This window comes from Nocardia camponoti, from assembly GCF_014646135.1.
GTDB lineage: Bacteria > Actinomycetota > Actinomycetes > Mycobacteriales > Mycobacteriaceae > Nocardia > Nocardia camponoti.
In genome coordinates, this window is sequence record NZ_BMMW01000004.1 from 376329 (window position 1) to 394110 (window position 17782).

Below are 17782 nucleotides of genomic sequence, written 5' to 3' on the forward strand. Positions count from 1 at the left end.
AACCGCAAGGGGCCGAACGCGAAAACGGCCAGATTCGCCGTTAACTAATCTTTCGGTCCGCCAGCAACGTAGATGACCTGACCGGATACGAAGCCTGCGCCGTCGGAGGCGAGGAACGACGCCGTGTTGGCGATGTCGGCGGGCGTTCCGACACGGTTGACGGGAATCTGGCTCGCGGCAGCGGCTTTGAACGCTTCGAAGTCGACCCCAACGCGCGCCGCGGTTGCCGCCGTCATCTCAGTTTCGATGAAGCCGGGCGCGATCGCGTTCGCGGTCACGCCGAACTTGCCGAGTTCGAAGGCGAGCGTCTTGGTGAAGCCCTGCATGCCCGCCTTGGCGGCCGAGTAGTTGGCCTGGCCCCGGTTGCCCAGCGCCGACGTGCTCGACAGGTTGACGATGCGCCCGAATCCGGCGTCGACCATGTACTTCTGCACCGCGCGCGTCATGAGGAACGCGCCGCGCAGGTGCACGTTCATGACGGTGTCCCAGTCGTCGACGCTCATCTTGAAAAGGAGGTTGTCGCGCAAGACGCCCGCGTTGTTGACGAGGATGGTGGGCGGCCCAAGCTCGGTGGCGATGCGCTCAACGGCGGCGGCGACGGCGTCTTCGTCCGACACGTCGGCCCCGACAGCGAGCGCGGTGCCGCCTGCAGCCTCGATGGCGGCGACGGTGTCGGCGGCTGCGGTTTCGTCGAGGTCAAGAACGGCGACGGCATTGCCATCAGCGGCGAGTTGTTGGGCGACAGCGGCCCCAATCCCCCGTGCCGCACCGGTGACAATAGCGACGCGTTTTCCAGTTTCGTGAGACATGCGCGCCACCATACCGGCGCGATGCCCCCACTAAGTCGGGGTGACAGGATTTGAACCTGCGACCCTCCGCTCCCAAAGCGGATGCGCTACCAAGCTGCGCTACACCCCGATTTCCGCTGGTCAAAGCCAGTGGCATTCATCTTTGAGCGGGTGACGGGAATCGAACCCGCACCATCAGCTTGGAAGGCTGAGGTTCTACCATTGAACTACACCCGCAGGCATACGACATCGATGGGATCGCCACGATGTCGTGTGCGTGATGACCATACCCAATCACGTACTCAGAACGCTAATCCGCCCCCTCTGTGGCGTCGATCGCGTCGGTGCGAGCGGCGGGCGAAGAGTCCCCTATCACCCAAATAGGGCCGAATGGCCCTAGTTCCGAAACCCCATCGGGGACACCATGGTTGAGGTGCGTCGTGCGGGGGCCTGACGTCACAAGCCGGGGGAATAAATAGGAGAATTTTCCTCAAAACTCTGGCATGTGGGCGATGGGTAGGCCACCATAAGTAAGCGCGCGAGGGCTCTCTCGCACCGCGGCCCGAAGCTGGAGGACACCGATGGCTACGCAACGACCACCACCGCAAAAGGTGGCCCGCGCTGCGACTTCGGCACCTTTTGAAAATTCTTCGGGAAGTTGTGTAACACCCGGGAATGCGCAGCGATGTCATAGCCGAATCGCCATTCGCAAGAGATCGTTGCTGTAGGTAACTACACGACTTTTCGGTCTCGGGTGGCTTGCTAGGATCCTTTTTGCCGGACGGGGGTATCTGGAAAGGGGGCGGTGAGCGTGTGCCGAACTCGGCGGACCCAACCGCATAGCAGTTACGACGATCGCCGGTGATGGCCGCGATGCAGAACAAGGTCGCAATCGAGCCACCCGTCGGCGTGATGGCCCGCGCATGGGCCAAAGCGGTATGCAGCGAACCGGGGTCGTCAACTTCTCCGGCCAAGCTAGAACCAGTTCTCATTGATATTGTCGAGCGCCTGCTCCACCTAGCCCGGACCGAACCGTTTCCGGTTCCCCAAGCGCGCGCACTTGGCGCGCGGCTGGCTGAGGCGCCATTTGAACGCACCCGAATGTTGGCCCACGCGAGTCGCTGGCTGCTCGGATTCCCTTCCGGCGTACCCGGTTCCCTCGTCGCGACCCGCTGGCCGCTCGTCGCCAGCCAGGCCATCGATAGCTATGCCCAAGCGTTGCAAGAGCGCGCGCTCGCCCAGCAAGAGGAAAACCTCTCCGCGAAAGTGTCGCTGCGCGTTCAGGAAATCGCCGCGCTGCAACATCGGCTTCAGCACGAAGCAACCCACGACGCGCTCACCGACCTCGCCAATCGCACACTGCTACAAGAACGGGTGCGCGCATTCGCCGCTGATCCCACTCGCGGCGTTGGCGTGCTCGTTGTCGACCTCGACCGGTTCAAGCAGATCAACGACGGATACGGCCACGCGATCGGCGACGAAGTGCTTGTCGAGCTCGCGCATCGGCTTCGCGAAGTCTGCCCGCCCGACACGGTGATTTGCCGTTACGGCGGAGACGAATTCGTTGTCGCGGCCAATCCGCGTCGCGACACGCTCAGCGAACTCGCGAATCTCGTTGTCGCCGCGTTGCGCGATCCGGTGTGGTCGAGCGCGGGTCCGGTGCCGGTGTCAGCGAGTGTTGGCACGGCGTTCTGCCCGCCGGGCGTGCCATGCGATTTCACCGACTTGCTTCGTCGCGCCGATCGGGCGATGTATTCGGCGAAGTCGGCGGGCGGGCGTCGGTTCGCGCTTGCCGATACGGGCGAGGCTGCCGCAGGCTAGCTCGGTTGACAGGTTGGGCACCAAAACACGTTGCGACCGTCAAGGGTGCCGGTGGCAATCGGTGTCGCGCACACGCGGCAGGGTTCGCCAGCGCGACGGTAGGTGTAGGTGCGCGGTCGGTCGGTGGCATACGACGGCGCGCCTAGGTCGTGTTCGGGGCGTACCACGTGCATGCGCCCGGTTTCGACCCCGATGGGCATGAGTTCGAGTAGGTCGGCCCAGATGGCGTTCCACTCATCGACGCTCAGTTGGTTGCCTGGGCGAAATGGGGAAATGCCGTGGCGGAAAAGCACTTCCGCGCGATAGACGTTGCCGACGCCCGCCACGATGGATTGGTCCATCAACAGCGCACCAATTGCCTTGCGCGACTTGCGAATTCGCTCGCCCGCCTTGTCGGGGTCGGCATCGGCCCGCAAGGGGTCGGCTCCCAGTCGCGCCATGAGCGCGTCGACTTGGCTTGGATCGAAGATTTCGCACGCGGTCGGCCCGCGCAGATCAGTGCCGAAGTTGTTGCCGGTCAGCCGCATTCGCACTTGCCCAACGGGTTCAGGCATCGGCAGGTCGACTTCGGAGAAGGTGCCGTAAAGCCCGAGGTGCACGTGGACGGTCACCCCGGACGGATAGTGATGAAACAGGTGCTTGCCGTACGCTTCGGCACTTTCGAGCACTTGCCCATCAATGAGGTTGGCCCCGTCCGCAAACCGCCCTTGCGGACTGGCCGCCCGCACGACCTGCCCACCGAGCCGCGTTTGATGCAGATCGGCAATCCGGTGCAGGGTATGCCCTTCGGGCACGGGAACCTCCAGCCACTAAGACGACACGCGAGATCTCGGAAACCCGCGATCTATGCGTATCGCACCACCCGCGCCGAGCCCGGCCAACACGCCGAATGACATGACAGCGCACGAGACCGCCCCAACGCAACCCACCACTCCCAAATGCGAACGGTCTGCAGTGGCGAGGGCCTACTTGGCACGATCGGGGTAACTCCCCAGCCACCCCAAAATAGGCCACGGCACCCAACCGCCGCCCCGACTACCAGGCCAGGACGGCACTCACGACACGCTGAGGCGCGGAGAGGCGGAACAGCGCGGGACTACTTTCGCCCGATCGGGGTAACTCCCCCGCCACCCCAAAATGGACCACGGCACCCAACCGCCGCCCCGACTACCAGGCCAGGACGGCACTCACGACACGCTGAGGCGCGGAGAGGCGGGTGGGCTCAGTACGCGGGGACCTCGGGGGCCTCGCCCGTCTTCTCATACTCCGCCAAAATGTCAATCCGACGCTGGTGCCGCTCTTCCTCCGACCACGCCGTCGCGATGAACGCGTCAACGATCGCCAACGCCTCTTCCGGGCTGTGCATCCGCCCGCCGATGGCGATCAGCTGCGCGTTGTTGTGTTCGCGCGCGAGCACGGCCGTTTCCACACTCCACGCCAGCGCACAACGGGCGCCGGGGACCTTGTTGGCGGCGATCTGTTCGCCGTTGCCGCTGCCACCGAAGACGATGCCGAGGCTGCCGGGGTGGGCGACTACCTGCGCGGCGGCTTCGATGCAGAAGGCCGGGTAGTCGTCGAGCGGGTCGTAGACGAGGGCTCCGCAGTCGATCACGTCGACGCCCTGCTCAAGCAGGTGAGCCTTAACGATGTTCTTCAGTTCGAAGCCGGCATGGTCGGCACCCAGGTAAACGCGCATGGCTGAATTATCACAGCGTGCGATTGGCGCTTGTTGGGCGGCTACCCGGTTGCCGGGTAGCCGCCCGGTGAGCTAGTTGATCAGTCGAAAACTGGCTCTTCGGTGCGGGTGCGCTTGAGTTCGAAGAAGTGCGGGTACGACGCGAGCGCGACGACGCCGTCCCATACGCGACCGGCTTCCTCGCCGCGCGGGATGCGCGAGAGCACGGGTCCGAAGAAGGCGACGCCGTTCACGTGGATGGTCGGGGTGCCCACATCCGGGCCAACCTTGTCCATGCCAGCGTGGTGGCTTTCACGCAGCGCGTCGTCGAGGTCGGTTGTCGCGGCGGCTTCGATCAGCGCGGGGTCGAGGTCGAGTTCGGCGAGGGCGTCAACGACGATCGCTTCGAACGTTTCCGCCGAGGTTTCCTTCTCAAATTCGGCGCGACGGTTGTGGAAGCGGGTGCCGAGCGCGGTGTAAAGCGGATCGAGAATCTCGTCGCCGTATTTCTGCTGCGCGGCGATCGCGACGCGCACCGGACCCCATCCCGCCGACATCAGCTCGACGTACTTTTCGGGCAGGTCGCGGCCCTCGTTCAGGACCGACAGGCTCATGACGTGCAGGTGCACGTCGATGTCGCGAACCTTCGCCACTTCCAGAATCCAGCGGGAGGTAATCCAGCACCACGGACACAGCGGGTCGAACCAAAAGTCGACGACGTCTTTAGTGCCTGACTGCTCACTCACAGAAGTTCTTCCTCTCGGATGCACTGTCTCGCCGGTCACATGTCCGGCTCTTTCGGTGCAACCGCGCCGAGGCGCGAATCGTTCCCCCCGATCGACACTGAACGCAACTAGGCTCGATAACGGTCGAGCCCGCGTCGCGTTTTGTGAAGAGAGGGAGTCCGCTTATGACAACCAACCCGCAGCATTTCGTCATCATCGGCGGCGGACTCGCCGGCGCTAAGCTCGCCGAGGGTTTGCGCGCCCACGATTTCCCCGGTCAGATCACGATTTTGGCTGCGGAAGACGAACTGCCGTACGAGCGGCCACCACTGTCGAAGAAACATCTTGCTGGTAAGGAACCGCTTGCCGACTTCACCGTTTTCAACGCCGATTGGTACCGCGACCACCGCGTTGACCTGCGGCTGGGGACCACCGCGAAGGCGTTCGATCCGGTTGCGAAAACCGTGACGCTGCCCGACGATTCGACGCTGTCTTACGACAAACTCGCCCTTGCGACCGGCTCGCGCAGCCGGGTGCTCAACGACATCGCTGGCGGCTCGGCACCGAACGTGTACACCTTGCGCACGATCGACGATTCCGATGAGATCGCCGCGATGCTTGAGGTAACGCCGCGTCTCGCGATTATCGGCGGCGGCTGGATCGGGCTTGAGGTGGCCGCGGTCGCGCGCCAGCGTGGGCTTGAGGTGACGATTCTGGAAGCGGGACCGCAGCCGGTTTCGGGGACGATTGGTCAGCAGATGGGCGCGGTGTTCGCCGCGTTGCAGCGCAATCATGGCGTTGATGTGCGCACGAACACCGAGGTTGCCGAGATTCTTACCGACAACGGGGTGGCGACCGGGGTGTTCCTCGCCGACGGGCAGGTAATTGCCGCCGACGCGGTGCTCGTCGCGGTTGGTGCGCTGCCGAACGTGGAGGCGGCGGTCGCGGCCGGACTGGTCGTCGACAACGGCATCCACGTCAACGAATCGCTGGCCAGTTCCAACCCCGACATCGTCGCGGTCGGCGACATCGCCGCCCAATACAACCCAACGCTCGGCAGGCGCGTCCGCGTCGAACATTGGGCGAACGCCCTCAACCAGCCCGCTGTCGCCGCGAAAACCATGCTCGGCATCCCCGCCGTCTACGACCGGTTGCCGTATTTCTTCACCGACCAATACGACCTCGGGATGGAATACACCGGCTACGTCGGCCGCGACGACGACGCGCGCCTTGTCGTGCGCGGCGACACCGACAGTTTCGAATTCATCGCGTTCTGGCTCGATCCGGCCAACAAGGTCCTTGCCGGAATGAACGTGAACGTGTGGGATGTGACGGATCGGATTAAAGAGCTGATCCTGTCGGGCAAGTCGGTTGATCCAGACGACTTGGCTGATGTGAACAAACCACTGTGAGCGGAGTCCGCCCGTGAAGTTCATGCTCATCAAGTCGTATACGGCAACGTCGAATTGTGCTGTGCCGATGACGGAGTGGAAACCCGAGGAGATCGCCGCGAACATCGCGTTTCAACGCGAACTCGGCGCGCAACTGGCGGCGTCGGGTGAGTTGGTCGCCGCCGAAGGCCTCGCGGGGCCAGACCAGGCGTTGATCGTCAGTTCCGATGGTCGCAACGCGCCGGTGGTCACCGACGGGCCGTTCCCTGAGACGAAGGAATTCCTCGCGGGCTACTACCTCGTCGATGTCGACTCGCGCGAACGTGCGATCGAGATCGCGGCCCAGGCGTCGGCGTCGCCTGGGCCGGGCGGGGTTCCGATCGGCGAATACATCGAGGTGCGTCAGGTGATGGGCGCTCCCCCACTCCCGTGAACATCGACAGTCTTCTTCGCGAGTTAGCTCCCCATGTCCTTCGCGCCCTGTTCGGGCGCTTCGGTGATTTCGACATGGCAGAGGACGCGGTGCAGGAGGCGTTGCTCGCGGCGGCAACTCAGTGGCCTGTCGATGGCGTGCCGACGAATCCGCGCGCGTGGCTGATTCAGGTGGCCCAGCGCAGGATGGCCGACGCGGTGCGTGTCGAGGTCGCGCGAAGATCAAGAGAGACAGCCGTTTTCGAGCGGGAGGTCCGCCAAGAAGCGGCCGCGCGCGACGACTCACTCGACCTCTATTTCCTGTGTTGTCACCCTGAACTGCCCGCGGCGAGTGCTGTCGCGCTCACGCTGCGCGCGGTTGGTGGGCTCACCACCGCCGAAATCGCGGCCGCGTTTCTCGTGCCGGAAGCCACAATGGCGCAACGTGTTTCGCGCGCGAAGAAACGGTTGTCGCAACTGTCGCGCCCGTTCGGATCAGGTGCCGACGACACCAAACGCATGGCAGCGGTGTTGCGCGTGCTGTATGTGATCTTCACCGAAGCACACACCAGCAGTTCCAGCCCCGAACTGCGTCGCGCGGATTTGGCCGCCGAAGCGATTCGACTCACGCGCGCGCTACACGAACTCGTCCCCACCGACCCCGAGGTCACGAGCCTGCTCGCGCTGATGCTGCTCACCGATTCGCGTCGCGCGGCACGCACCGGGCCACACGGCGAGTTGATCCCGCTTCCCGCCCAAGATCGCACGTTGTGGGACCGCGCGATGACCAGCGAAGGCTTGCGGTTGGTGACCGCGACAATGTCGGCTGGTCTGTCGGGGAGTTATCAACTGCAAGCGGCGATCGCGGGCGTGCACGCGCAGGCGACAACCGCCGATGCGACCGACTGGACGACGATTCTGGCCCTGTATTCGCGCCTTGAGCAGGTGGAACCGAGCGCGATCGTCACGCTCAATCGCGCGGTCGCGTTGGCCGCGGTGGAAGGACCATCTGCTGGGTTAGCGCTTGTCGATACCATCGCCGACGAGTTGAGCGGCAACCATCGCCTCGCCGCGGTGCGTGGTCATCTCACGGAAATGTCCGGCGACACCGCCGCCGCTGTCACCCACTACCACCAAGCGGCTACGCAAACGACTAGCGCGCCCGAGCGCGACTATCTGCTCCTGCGCGCGGCGCGTTTGCGAAACCCGGAAGAGGCACCCGATGACGAAAATATTTAGCGCGGGCATTGTGGTTTTCCGACGTGGCGATGACGGGCTCGAAGTTCTGCTCGGGCACATGGGCGGGCCATTTTGGGCGCGCAAAGACGAAGCGGCGTGGTCGATTCCGAAGGGCGAGTATCTGCCCGACGAGGAGCAACCGCAGGCAGCGGCGGCACGCGAATTCGTCGAGGAGCTTGGTCTTGCGGTCCCCGAAGGTGAGTGGCTCGCGTTAGGCGACGTGGTCTACGGCCGAGGCAAAACCCTCACCGCGTGGGCCGTCGAAGGCGACCCTGACCCGTCGACAATCGTCCCCGGGACGTTCGAAATGGAGTGGCCTCCGCGCTCCGGCCGAGTTGCCGTTTTCCCCGAAATCGACAGGGCGGCCTTCTTCGATATCGCAACCGCGACCGAGAAACTCGTGAAAGGTCAACGGCCTCTTCTCGCGCGGCTCGCCGAAGAACTCAACTGACCAGTCGCGATGCGCGGGTAGGTTCGAAAGTATGCCTTCAGATACGCAGCTCAAAATCATGAATGCCGTCCATCGAGGCTTGCTCAAGCTCTCCGGTGGTCGCATCGGGAACACGGCTTTCGGAATGCCGTCGCTGGAACTGACGACTATCGGCCGCAAGTCGGGCAGCCCGCGCAAAACGATGCTCACCGCGCCCATCGTCGACGGCGACACCATCGTCATCGTCGCCTCGCGCGGCGGCGACGACACCCACCCCGCCTGGTTTCTGAACCTGCGCGACAACCCGAATGTTGAAGTGTCGCTTCAACAAGGACCGACCAAGCCCTACACCGCCCACATCGCGACCCCGGAGGAACGCACGAAACTGTGGCCGCGCGTAGTCGCCGCGTACAAGGGCTACAGCGACTACCAGAAGAAGACCAGCCGCGAAATCCCGCTGGTCATCCTCACGCCCCGCGCCTAATTCAGAGTCCGATCAGCGCGCGGCGCAACGCACCATAGAGCGGCGTCGGGTTACCTGACTCGACGGCCGCTTTCTCGATGAGATCGAGTGCGCCCGCAGTGAATTCGTCGCTCTGCTCTTGCACGTAATCGGCGGGACTGTCGATGCCGGGCGCGTATGTCGCCAAATGCCGCGCCATCGCTTGCAGAAATGGTGTCATCATCGACGCCAATCGGGCTGCCGAACCGCCAGCGGTCGTGACCATCGCACCACCCTGCCGGAAGCCAGCGAACATCGCGTACATCGCGCCGAGGATTGACACGTCATACAGGGCTGCGGCGCCCAAATCCTCGCCGACGTATTCCGCGCCACCGAACAGCTCGAACACCGACTCGTACCGCGCGAACGCGTCACCGTCGCCGCTGTAGATCACGAAGGCGCCCGGTCCACCGATCATCGACGGGATCGCCATGATGCCGCCATCGAGAACGGCGACGTTGGCGGATTCGGTCCACTCGCCGATCGCGCGAGCCTGCTCGGGGGTCGTTGTGGTGAGGTTGACCAGGGTGCGGCCGTTCAGGTCGTTGAGTACCGGCGCGAGGCTGGCGCGCACGGTCTCGTCGTCGAGCAATGCGAGGATTACCAATTCCGCCGCGGCGACCGCATCGCCTGGTGTCGAAGCCACGTGAGCGCCCGCAATGGATTCGGCCTTCGCGCGAGTGCGATTCCACACCGTTACCCGATGCCCTGCGGCAACTAACGCCTCAGCGAGCGCGGCACCCATCGCGCCAGTTCCCATGATCGAAATAGTGAGCGGCACTGTCGAATTCATCTTGCGACTCCTGATTAGTTCGGCTGCGGTTGATCGGCTGATCTCGCTGACTACCAGGATCGTCGGCTACCATAGAATAGACAAGTACCGACTCCAAAGTGTGGTACCCACCAAAAAGTAAGTATGAGGCACATGAAGGCACGTGAACGGCCCTATTCGTGCGGGATTGACGCGGCGCTCGATGTGGTTGGCGGCAAATGGAAAGCCCTGATCCTCTGGGCACTTTCCACCGGCACACAGCGGTTCGGTGAGGTCAAACGCCTCGTTCCCGGGGTTACCGAGAAAATGCTGATTCAGCAGTTACGCGAGCTTGAGCACGACGGCATCGTGCATCGCGAGGTGTATCCCGAAGTGCCGCCGAAGGTGGAGTACTCACTCACCGAACTGGGCGTTTCGCTCAACTCGGCCTTGGTTGCGCTCGGCGAATGGGGTGCGGCGAACATGGACCACATTTGCGAGGTGAAAGGGGTGCTCGCGCCCATACATTGAGCGCGAGCACGTCGTTAAACGCCGGGCCAGGTGCGGCCGGTGATGCGTTCGTAGGCTTCCTCGTACTTGCGGCGGGTGCCTTCGACTACGTCGGCCGGGATTTCTGGGCCCGGGTATTCCTTGTTCCAGCCGGTCGAGGTTGACCAGTCGCGCACGAACTGCTTGTCGAAGGAGGCCTGGGGGCGGCCCGGCTCCCATTCGTCGGCGGGCCAGAAGCGCGACGAGTCCGACGTCAGCACTTCGTCGCCGAGCGTGAGAACGTCGCCGTCCCAACCGAATTCGACCTTCGTGTCGGCGACGATCACGCCCGCCTTGGCCGCGTGCTCGGCGCCGCGCGTGTAAATGTCGAGCGTGCGGTCGCGCACCTGTTCGGCGACGTCGCGACCAAGCAGGTCAACAACCTGGTCGAAGCTGATGGCCTCATCGTGGCCCTCGGCCGCCTTGGTCGACGGGGTGAAGATCGGCTCGGGCAACCGGTCGCCGTCGCGCAGCCCGGGCGGCAACTTGATCCCCGAAACCGTTCCGGTCTTTTCGTATTCCTTGAGCCCGCCGCCGGTGAGGTACCCGCGCGCGATGGCTTCGACCGGCAGCATCTTCAGCGGCTTCACCCGAATCCCGCGACCAGCGAATTCCGCAGGCACGTCGGTGGCCGAAACCACGTGGTTGGGGATGTCGCTGAAGTATTCGAACCACCAGTTCGACAGCTGGGTCAGCAGCGCGCCCTTGCCCGGAATCGGCGTGGGCAACACCACGTCATAGACCGAAACCCGGTCGGAGGCGACGAGCAGCAGGGTGTCGCCATCCTCGTAAAGGTCGCGAACTTTCCCGGCATGCACATGCTTCACCGTGGGCCTCCGAATCCTGGGGTCAAGAAAATGTCAGACCCTCACGATACCGTCGTTGCACACCTCGACCAGCAGCGCGTCATGGGCTGGAGTGGCATTCTTAGACGCGAGAACTACGTGCCATGTTCGTCGACGACGAAGGAGATCCAGCTGTGTCTGCCCCGAATCTCACCCGCGATCAAGCGGAGGAGCGCGCCGCCATCGTCAGCGTCGCGAACTATCGGATCGAACTAGACCTCACCGCTCCGCCTTCCGACGGCGATGGCACCTTCGGGTCGAAGACCACCGTCACCTTCGAATCCCTGCCTGGCGCAAACACTTACATCGATCTGGTTGCCAAACGGGTGAAGTCTGCGACGCTGAACGGGCAGCCCATCGATATCAGCGGGTATGACGAGTCGACCGGAATTCTGTTGACCGACTTGGCAATTGAGAACACGCTCGTTGTCGAAGCCGACTGCGAATACTCGCACACCGGCGAGGGACTGCACCGGTTCGTGGATCCAACCGACAACAAGGTGTACCTCTACTCGCAGTTCGAAACCGCCGATGCCAAGCGCATGTTCGCGTGCTTCGACCAGCCCGACCTTAAAGCCACCTTCGACGTGTCGGCCATCGCGCCCGCCGACTGGGAGGTCATCTCAAACGGTGCCGAGATCGAGCGCAAGGAGCTTGGTCCCGACGTCGCCGAGCATGTTTTCGCGACTACGCCGCGCATGAGCACCTACCTCGTCGCGATGATCGCAGGCCCCTACGCGAAATGGACCGACACGTTCACCGACGCCAACGGCGACATCCCGCTCGGCCTGTACTGCCGCGCTTCGCTCGCTGAACACATGGACGCCGAGCGTCTGTTTACCGAGACCAAACAGGGTTTCGAGTTCTACCACAACAACTTTGGTGTGCCGTACGCGTTCGGCAAGTACGACCAGCTTTTCGTGCCCGAGTTCAACGCGGGCGCGATGGAGAACGCGGGCGCGGTCACCTTCCTTGAGGACTACGTGTTCCGGTCCAAGGTCACGCGCGCGGCGTATGAGCGTCGTGCCGAGACTGTGCTCCACGAGATGGCGCACATGTGGTTCGGCGACCTTGTCACCATGAAGTGGTGGGACGACCTGTGGTTGAACGAGTCGTTCGCGACGTTCGCGTCGGTGCTGTGCCAGGCCGAGGCAACCGAATACGAAAGCGCGTGGACCACTTTCGCGAATGTCGAGAAGTCGTGGGCCTACCGCCAAGATCAGCTGCCTTCCACGCACCCGATCGCCGCCGATATCCCCGACCTGCACGCCGTTGAGGTGAACTTCGACGGCATCACCTATGCCAAGGGCGCTTCGGTGCTCAAGCAGCTCGTCGCCTACGTCGGTTTGCAGCCGTTCCTCGCTGGCCTGCGCGACTACTTCGCCGAACATGCTTACGGCAACGCCACTTTCGACGATCTGCTTGCCGCGTTGGAGAAGGCGTCGGGCCGCGACCTGTCCGGTTGGGGCGAGCAGTGGCTCAAGACGACGGGCCTGAACATCCTGCGCCCCGATTTCCTCGTGAGCCCCGACGGCACGTTCACCAGCTTCGCTGTCGTCCAGGAAGGCGCGCTGCCCGGCGCGGGCGAACACCGCGTGCATCGCATCGCGATCGGTATCTACGACGACGACCCCGAGACCGGCAAGCTCGTCCGCACCAACCGCGTTGAACTCGACCTCGATGCAACCGGACGCACGGAAGTGCCTGAGCTGACCGGGATTTCGCGCGGCAAGCTCGTTTTGGTCAACGACGACGACCTCACCTATTGCTCGCTGCGGCTCGATCCCGATTCGCTTGAGGTGGTTGTCGACCGCATTGGCGATATCGCCGACTCGCTGCCCCGCACGCTTGCCTGGTCGGCGGCATGGGAGATGACGCGTCAGGCCGAGCTCAAGGCTCGCGATTTCATTGCGCTTGTGCAACGCGGTATCGGCTCCGAGACCGAAATCGGTGTCGTGCAGCGACTTTTGATGCAGGCCGCAACCGCACTGTCGAGCTACGCCGACCCCGCATGGGCCGACGCCGAAGGCTGGCCCGCGTTCGCCGATCGTCTGCTCGAATTGGCGCGCGCGGCCGACGCCGGTTCCGACCACCAGCTCGCTTTCGTCAACGCGCTTACCGGAACGAAGCTGGGTTCGGCGCAGATCGAGGTGCTCGCGCAGTTGCTCGATGCCGATCCGGCGACAGTCGGGTTGGCGGGGTTGACCGTCGACACCGACCTGCGCTGGCGCATCATCACCGCCCTCGCGGCGGCCGGACAGATCGATGCCGACGGCCTCGACTCCCCGCGCATCGATGCCGAACTGCAGCGCGACCCCACCGCGGCGGGCAAGCGCCAAGCCGAGCAGGCGTCGACGGCGCGCCCGATTCGCGAGGTGAAGGAACGCGCGTGGGACACGGTGATGAACAACGACACGGTTCCCAACATCACCGCGCGCGCGATCGTCGGCGGGTTCGCGCCGGTCGGGCAAAGCGAGTTGCTCGCGCCGTTCGTTGACCGGTACTTCGCCGATGTGCCCGCGGTGTGGGATCGGCGCTCAAGCGAGGTGGCCCAGACCGTGGTCGTCGGGCTCTACCCGCACTGGGCGATCAGCGAGGAAGCCGTCGCGAAGGCAGACGAATTCCTCGCGGGCGACCTGCCGCCCGCGCTGTATCGACTGGTTTCGGAAGGTAAGGCTGGCATCGAGCGCTCGCTGCGTGCGCGCGAGTTCGACGCGAAGTAGGTACCGAACACAGATAGGTCCTGATCGCTGCTGCGATCAGGACCTATCGGATGGGCGTCGTTGGCGGACGGCGCCCACAACCACCACCACGCGCAAAAAGGGCGGCGGGCGTTACTGGACCTCGTGCAGGTCGACGATCGGGGAGATCGGCGCGTTGCGGCGAATGGACTCGATGCCGTTTTTCGCGCCTTCCAGCTCCTCATACGCCTGGCTCTGGGCGATGATTTCGCCATTTGCCGCCTTGAGACGGAAACGGTATTTGCCCTGAGTGTCGGTGAAGATTTCAAATTTTCCAGCAGCCATGATTGCCTCACTTTTTGCTCGCAGGGAGGAAATGCTGCCTTCACCATACCTTGCTGAATCCGGCGCGAAAGATATCTTTCTGCGACAAGAAGATGCCGGATTTATCAAATAACTCAGCCAGGTATTGACATCGCACCCGAGTGTTTGTTTGTCACTGTTTTTCGATTCGATCCAGGTACACGCGGCGCACTTCGTCGTCGACACCGTTGATCGCGGCGTCGTCGTGTGTCGCTTTGCGAATGGCACGCATGAGCTTTTCTGGCACGAAACCGGCCGCATTAGCGGCGAATCCGACGTAGCCGGGCACCGCTGTTTCGGCCGACCGTGTTTTGACCGACCGGACAACGGCTGCCGCAATGTCTTCCGGGTCGACGGCAGGCAAAATACCGTAATCGATGCCGGAACTGAGTTCGGTGCGCACCGCTGACGGAAGTACCGCGCTCACACTCACGCCGGTGCCGTCCATTTCGAGCCGTGTTGCCGCGGTGAGACCGACGACGGCATATTTGCTCGCGTTGTACACCGCAAGCCCCTTGAGCGGGAATTTGCCTGCGAGAGAAGCGACATTCACGACGTGGCCGCGACCGCGTTCAACCATGCCGGGCAGCGCGAGGCGCATGCCGTTGATGACGCCGTAGACGTTGACGTTGATCGTGAGTTCATCGATGTGGTCGGACTGTTCGAGGAACGGGCCGTTCGGCATCACGCCCGCATTGTTGACCAGCACGTCAAGCGGCTGACCGGCCCAATCCTCGGCGGCGGCAAGGAAATTCGCGTACGACGCCTTGTCGGTGACGTCGAGCGCGTGCCCGCTTGCCCGGTCGCCAAGTTCGGCGGCGGCTTCAATGGCAAGCGCCTCGTCGAGGTCGCCGAGCGCCACCTTCGCACCTGCCGCGTGGAAGGCTTTCGCGGTCGCGAGGCCAATGCCGCGCGCGCCGCCGGTGATGGCGACGAACGCGCTGGTCAGGTCGATTTGGGGATAGCTGCTCATGCTGGGGTGACCTCCGGTGCGGTGACGGTGAAATCGGCGGCGTCGAAAACAGAGACGCGACGGGTCAGCGCGCCGGTTGACCACGGCCAGTTGAAGCTGTTGCGACCGTTGACGTCGAGGTAGTAGCTCTGGCAGCCGCCCGAGTTGTACACCGTCGTGCCAAGCGCGGCTTGAACCTCGTCGACGTAGGCACCCTGCACCTCTGGGCGCACGTCGATGCTGGTCCAATCACGTTGGCGCGCGGTCTTAATCGCCGAAACGATGAATTCGACCTGGGCTTCCAGAATGGCGAAAGCCGATGAATGGCCGGTGCCAAGGCTCGGGCCGAGAACGGAGAACGCATTTGGGAACCCGGCGACGACGGTGCCCAAATAGGCTTCGGGCGAGCCCTTCCAGTGGTCGGCCATTGTCGCGCCGTCAGCGCCTTGAATGAGGTCGGCGATTGGACTGTCGAGAATGTGGAAGCCGGTGCCGAGAATAATGGCGTCGACTTCGGCGGTGCCGCCGTCGGCACCAATGACCGTATTTCCTTTTACTTCAACAACACCGGTCGCATGTACGTCGACATTGGGTTTAGTAAGAGCCTGCAAGTAATTGTTGGAGAACAGAATTCGGCGGCAACCAAGTAGGTATTTCGGCGTGAGTTTCTCACGCAATTCGCGATCGCGGACCACCGCGCGCAAATACGCCGAACCGACCGCCTGCACACCCCGCATGAGCGGGCGTGGGCGCCGGAATGCGACACCAAGCCCTTCCATCAGCGTGTACTCGATCGACTTCAATGCCTTGATGGCGAACGGAATTCGGCGCATGAGCGCCTTTTCGACTTCGGGAACGCGATGGTCGAGTTTAGGCAGCACCCATTGGGCGGTGCGCTGGAACAGGTGTAGCCGTTCCACGTCCGGGACGATCGCGGGCACGAACTGCACCGCCGACGCACCAGTGCCAAGCACCGCGACGCGCTTGCCGCGCAGGTCGTAGTCGTGATTCCAGCGGGCAGAATGGAAAACCTCGCCGGGGAAATCTTCCAGCCCAGGCACGTCAGGGAAGCGCGGTTCGTTCCACGGGCCAGCGGCGGTCACGAGGAAACGCGCGGTGATCTCGTCGGTGTTGGTTTCGATGCGCCAGTGGTTGGCCTTCGAATCCCAGCGTGCGCCAAGCATTTCCATGCCGAAGCGGGTGCGCGCGGGCAGGCCGTTGTCGTGCGCGACGCGGTTCACGTAGTCGAGGATCTCGGGCTGGCCAGCGAACAGGCGCGACCATTCGCTGTTGGGCGCGAAGGAGAACGAGTACAGGCCAGACGGGACGTCGCACGCGCAACCCGGGTAGGTGTTGGCGCGCCAGGTACCGCCGTAGGTGTCGGCCTTTTCGATGATCAGCACGTCGTCGACGCCTGCTTCGCGCAACTTAATCGCGGCGCAGACGCCGGAAATGCCAGCACCGATCACCACTACGTCGTGGTCGGTCATCCGATTACTCCTTCGGTTCGCGAGATCGCATGAGCGACCAGGTCGGGCAACGCGGCGCGCGCTGCGGAAAGTGTTGCGGCGCGGCGTTTTACGTCCATAAAGTTCGGGCCCATTGTCGCGAGCTCGGTGGGGCCGGGTTCGATTCTGATGACGCGGGTGCCTGCCGCGCGCAACGCGGCGATTTCGCGGTCGAGCACGCGGGTCATTTGAGCGCGTAGCAGTCGCTCGACGCGGTCCATGCCGCGTGCGGGGGCGCCGCCTTCCGATGCCATCGGCGCGATCACGATCACCTCGTCGAGTTCGAGCGGGATGAGCAGGTCGACCGACGCGGTCGACACCGATCCCCCGTCGACGTAGTCGCGCCCGTGCGCCGAAACGGGCGGGAACCAGCCGGGAATGCCCCACGATGCGGCGATCGCGGTGCCTAGGTCGACCTTCGGCGCTCCCTCCGCACCAAAGGCGACCCGCGCACCGGTCGCCGCGTCGGCGGCGACAAGCCAGGTGGCGGGATGGTCGACCCAACCGTTCGGGGCTAGCGCTTCGCCGAATTCGCGCAACCAGGTTGCGTCGCCGCGCCCGCGTGGAAGGAGGCCAGCGAGGGCTTGGTAGGTCGAGCCCGCCTTGATGCCAGCGCCGACGAGGCCGAGTGCGGGCCAGCCGAGCGCGGGGATTGGGGGGAAGCGGCCGGGGTCGATGGCGAGGTGCTTGGCGAGGACAGGGTCTACGGCGCGCTGATCGGTTGTCGGCTCGCTGCGCGCGGCGGCAGACGCTTGAGCTGCACGCGATGGGGCTGCCGCTTCGCTGCGCGCGGCATCGGCGGACGCTCGGGCCGTTCGCGCTCGGGCTGGCGGCTCGCTCCGGGCAGCCTCGGCTGTGGCGACGTGGGGCGGAACGGAAATGTGGGCAGCATCGGTGCTGTTGGCGCGCGCCGAGCTGGGGGAAACCGCGTCGAGGGCGGCGAGGATGTCGGCTGGCGTGCGGCCCGAGCCAAGTGCGGCGACCAGTTCCGCGCCCGCTGAGGTGCCGATCAGCACGTCAGCACTACGAAGGTCGAAGTCGAGGGCTCGTTGAACCGCCTCCAGTGCGACGGCCGTCCAGGCGAAACCCAGAGTGCCGCCGCAGCCGATGGCTACACCGCGTCGTGAAGTCATAATTTGAGATACTAGCGG

The 17782-nt window shown here is 64.0% G+C and carries 18 protein-coding genes and 2 tRNA genes; 8 read left to right on the forward strand and 12 right to left on the reverse strand.

Features of this window, described 5'->3' with window-relative positions:
- Positions 1-44: 44 nt before the first annotated feature.
- From fabG to IEX78_RS20300, 3 genes are all read right to left on the reverse strand, one after another.
- Positions 45-809, reverse strand: coding sequence for a 3-oxoacyl-ACP reductase FabG (gene fabG, locus IEX78_RS20290; RefSeq protein WP_188830603.1), 765 nt, complete (start codon positions 807-809; stop codon positions 45-47).
- Between the two features lie 35 nt (positions 810-844).
- A tRNA-Pro gene (locus IEX78_RS20295) sits at positions 845-918 on the reverse strand.
- A gap of 36 nt (positions 919-954) precedes the next feature.
- A tRNA-Gly gene (locus IEX78_RS20300) sits at positions 955-1025 on the reverse strand.
- 627 nt (positions 1026-1652) lie between these two features.
- Between IEX78_RS20300 and IEX78_RS20305 the strand changes: the two genes are divergently transcribed.
- The gene (locus IEX78_RS20305; protein ID WP_229684136.1) at positions 1653-2609 is read left to right on the forward strand and encodes a GGDEF domain-containing protein; all 957 of its coding nucleotides are present in this window, start codon (positions 1653-1655) and stop codon (positions 2607-2609) included.
- Here the strand turns inward: IEX78_RS20305 and IEX78_RS20310 are convergent.
- From IEX78_RS20310 to IEX78_RS20320, 3 genes are all read right to left on the reverse strand, one after another.
- A complete protein-coding gene (locus IEX78_RS20310; RefSeq protein ID WP_188830604.1) occupies positions 2606-3403 on the reverse strand; it encodes an Fpg/Nei family DNA glycosylase in 798 nt (265 codons plus the stop codon). The two genes, IEX78_RS20305 and IEX78_RS20310, sit on opposite strands and share 4 nt — an antisense overlap.
- A 428-nt stretch (positions 3404-3831) precedes the next feature.
- Positions 3832-4305 (reverse strand): ribose-5-phosphate isomerase, encoded by a 474-nt coding sequence (locus IEX78_RS20315; protein WP_188830605.1) that lies wholly within the window; start codon positions 4303-4305, stop codon positions 3832-3834.
- Between the two features lie 80 nt (positions 4306-4385).
- Positions 4386-5030, reverse strand: a complete 645-nt coding sequence (locus IEX78_RS20320; protein WP_188830606.1) for a mycothiol-dependent nitroreductase Rv2466c family protein — start codon at positions 5028-5030, stop codon at positions 4386-4388.
- Between the two features lie 164 nt (positions 5031-5194).
- Here IEX78_RS20320 and IEX78_RS20325 point away from each other — a divergent pair, with 164 nt between their 5' ends.
- Genes IEX78_RS20325 through IEX78_RS20345 form a run of 5 tightly spaced genes read left to right on the forward strand, consistent with a single transcriptional unit; the run spans position 5195 to position 8964 of the window.
- Positions 5195-6421: an NAD(P)/FAD-dependent oxidoreductase gene (locus tag IEX78_RS20325; RefSeq protein ID WP_188830607.1), complete on the forward strand. Its 1227-nt coding sequence runs from the start codon at positions 5195-5197 to the stop codon at positions 6419-6421.
- Between the two features lie 13 nt (positions 6422-6434).
- Positions 6435-6833, forward strand: coding sequence for a YciI family protein (locus tag IEX78_RS20330; protein WP_188830608.1), 399 nt, complete (start codon positions 6435-6437; stop codon positions 6831-6833).
- The gene (locus IEX78_RS20335) at positions 6830-8050 is read left to right on the forward strand and encodes an RNA polymerase sigma factor (protein ID WP_188830609.1); all 1221 of its coding nucleotides are present in this window, start codon (positions 6830-6832) and stop codon (positions 8048-8050) included. Before IEX78_RS20330 ends, IEX78_RS20335 begins: the two co-directional genes overlap by 4 nt.
- Positions 8034-8501: an NUDIX hydrolase gene (locus IEX78_RS20340; protein WP_188830610.1), complete on the forward strand. Its 468-nt coding sequence runs from the start codon at positions 8034-8036 to the stop codon at positions 8499-8501. Before IEX78_RS20335 ends, IEX78_RS20340 begins: the two co-directional genes overlap by 17 nt.
- A 31-nt stretch (positions 8502-8532) precedes the next feature.
- Positions 8533-8964 (forward strand): nitroreductase family deazaflavin-dependent oxidoreductase, encoded by a 432-nt coding sequence (locus IEX78_RS20345; RefSeq protein WP_188830611.1) that lies wholly within the window; start codon positions 8533-8535, stop codon positions 8962-8964.
- 1 nt (position 8965) lies between these two features.
- Here the strand turns inward: IEX78_RS20345 and IEX78_RS20350 are convergent, their stop codons facing one another.
- Positions 8966-9775: an NAD(P)-dependent oxidoreductase gene (locus tag IEX78_RS20350; RefSeq protein WP_188830612.1), complete on the reverse strand. Its 810-nt coding sequence runs from the start codon at positions 9773-9775 to the stop codon at positions 8966-8968.
- 132 nt (positions 9776-9907) lie between these two features.
- Here IEX78_RS20350 and IEX78_RS20355 point away from each other — a divergent pair, with 132 nt between their 5' ends.
- A complete protein-coding gene (locus tag IEX78_RS20355; protein WP_188830613.1) occupies positions 9908-10264 on the forward strand; it encodes a winged helix-turn-helix transcriptional regulator in 357 nt (118 codons plus the stop codon).
- Positions 10265-10278: 14 nt separating this feature from the next.
- On the opposite strand, the gene IEX78_RS20360 is transcribed toward IEX78_RS20355, so the two are convergent.
- Positions 10279-11109 carry a phosphoribosylaminoimidazolesuccinocarboxamide synthase gene (locus IEX78_RS20360; RefSeq protein WP_188830614.1) on the reverse strand — a complete coding sequence of 277 codons (831 nt, stop codon included), beginning with the start codon at positions 11107-11109 and terminating at the stop codon, positions 10279-10281.
- Positions 11110-11261: 152 nt separating this feature from the next.
- Here IEX78_RS20360 and pepN point away from each other — a divergent pair, with 152 nt between their 5' ends.
- On the forward strand, positions 11262-13850 hold the full coding sequence (gene pepN, locus IEX78_RS20365) for an aminopeptidase N (RefSeq protein WP_188830615.1): 2589 nt from the start codon (positions 11262-11264) through the stop codon (positions 13848-13850).
- A gap of 111 nt (positions 13851-13961) precedes the next feature.
- Here the strand turns inward: pepN and IEX78_RS20370 are convergent, their stop codons facing one another.
- From IEX78_RS20370 to IEX78_RS20385, 4 genes are all read right to left on the reverse strand, one after another.
- Complete coding sequence (locus IEX78_RS20370) at positions 13962-14153, reverse strand: YegP family protein (protein WP_188830616.1); 192 nt, start codon at positions 14151-14153, stop codon at positions 13962-13964.
- Between the two features lie 151 nt (positions 14154-14304).
- Complete coding sequence (locus IEX78_RS20375) at positions 14305-15144, reverse strand: SDR family oxidoreductase (protein WP_188830617.1); 840 nt, start codon at positions 15142-15144, stop codon at positions 14305-14307.
- Positions 15141-16613, reverse strand: a complete 1473-nt coding sequence (locus tag IEX78_RS20380; protein ID WP_188830618.1) for a flavin-containing monooxygenase — start codon at positions 16611-16613, stop codon at positions 15141-15143. The genes IEX78_RS20375 and IEX78_RS20380 overlap by 4 nt, the downstream gene beginning before the upstream one ends.
- A complete protein-coding gene (locus tag IEX78_RS20385) occupies positions 16610-17764 on the reverse strand; it encodes a patatin-like phospholipase family protein (RefSeq protein ID WP_188830619.1) in 1155 nt (384 codons plus the stop codon). Before IEX78_RS20385 ends, IEX78_RS20380 begins: the two co-directional genes overlap by 4 nt.
- Between the last annotated feature and the right edge of the window lie 18 nt (positions 17765-17782).

Coding starts and splice junctions, on each gene's coding strand:
- IEX78_RS20370 (WP_188830616.1), bottom strand. CDS start 14,153: ATGGCTGCTGGAAAATTTGAAATCTTCACCGACACTCAGGGCAAATAC.
- IEX78_RS20345 (WP_188830611.1), top strand. CDS start 8,533: ATGCCTTCAGATACGCAGCTCAAAATCATGAATGCCGTCCATCGAGGC.
- fabG (WP_188830603.1), bottom strand. CDS start 809: ATGTCTCACGAAACTGGAAAACGCGTCGCTATTGTCACCGGTGCGGCA.
- IEX78_RS20315 (WP_188830605.1), bottom strand. CDS start 4,305: ATGCGCGTTTACCTGGGTGCCGACCATGCCGGCTTCGAACTGAAGAAC.
- IEX78_RS20355 (WP_188830613.1), top strand. CDS start 9,908: ATGAAGGCACGTGAACGGCCCTATTCGTGCGGGATTGACGCGGCGCTC.
- IEX78_RS20350 (WP_188830612.1), bottom strand. CDS start 9,775: ATGAATTCGACAGTGCCGCTCACTATTTCGATCATGGGAACTGGCGCG.
- IEX78_RS20375 (WP_188830617.1), bottom strand. CDS start 15,144: ATGAGCAGCTATCCCCAAATCGACCTGACCAGCGCGTTCGTCGCCATC.
- IEX78_RS20305 (WP_229684136.1), top strand. CDS start 1,653: ATGGCCGCGATGCAGAACAAGGTCGCAATCGAGCCACCCGTCGGCGTG.
- IEX78_RS20325 (WP_188830607.1), top strand. CDS start 5,195: ATGACAACCAACCCGCAGCATTTCGTCATCATCGGCGGCGGACTCGCC.
- IEX78_RS20380 (WP_188830618.1), bottom strand. CDS start 16,613: ATGACCGACCACGACGTAGTGGTGATCGGTGCTGGCATTTCCGGCGTC.
- IEX78_RS20340 (WP_188830610.1), top strand. CDS start 8,034: ATGACGAAAATATTTAGCGCGGGCATTGTGGTTTTCCGACGTGGCGAT.
- IEX78_RS20385 (WP_188830619.1), bottom strand. CDS start 17,764: ATGACTTCACGACGCGGTGTAGCCATCGGCTGCGGCGGCACTCTGGGT.